Source organism: Vibrio sp. 1580 (assembly GCF_033340055.1).
In genome coordinates this window covers 1-674 of sequence record NZ_JAWOVT010000327.1, presented here as the reverse complement: position 1 = coordinate 674, position 674 = coordinate 1, and the positions used below count along the sequence as shown (strand labels likewise).

Annotated in this window: 1 protein-coding gene; it reads right to left on the bottom strand. The window is 44.4% G+C overall.

Going from position 1 to position 674, the window contains the following annotated elements; translation table 11 throughout:
* On the bottom strand, positions 1-307 hold a 307-nt coding region (gene fdxA / locus R7093_RS25805), incomplete at its 3' end, for a ferredoxin FdxA (protein WP_318147096.1).
* Between the last annotated feature and the right edge of the window lie 367 nt (positions 308-674).

The window sequence follows — 674 nt, the reverse complement described above, 5'->3', positions numbered from 1 at the left end:
CCAACTTGTTTGGCACGCCGTTCCATTTTTCCGCTTCATCCATCGCTGGTTTCACTTCAGTTTGTACCGGCCAGATTTCTGCGAGTTCGGCGTTGAGCTCTTTGTAGATGGTTTGATCTTCAGGCAGCTCGTCTTCTTGGAAGATTGCCGCTGCGGCACACTCGTCAACACACAAGCCACAGTCGATACATTCTATTGGGTTGATTACCATGAAGTTTGGACCTTCGTGGAAGGCGTCAGCCGGGCACACCGCGACACAGTCGGTGTATTTACATTGGATACAGTTATCGGTTACGACAAACGCCATGATAATCAGCTCTTAAGTTAGTCAAAATCAAAGAAGGGGGATAATACTCATCCCAAGGCAAAATTCAACATTCACCAAGTTAAATCCGTCGTCCAACCTTGATTTAGTATGACAGACAATTCAATTTCTCGTAAAATGCGCGCCATTGTGAGCTGGGGGCCGTTAGGTTTTTTGGCTAAGACACCTACTATAACGAGACATCGATATGATTCGTATTAATGAAATTAAGCGTCCTCTTGATCATGAGGAAGGCGCGCTATTAGACGCGATCACTAAAAAACTTGGCATTCCTGCTGAGAAAGTTATCTCTTTTAACGTCTTTAGACGCGGCTACGATGCTCGTAAGAAAACCAATATTAATCTTATT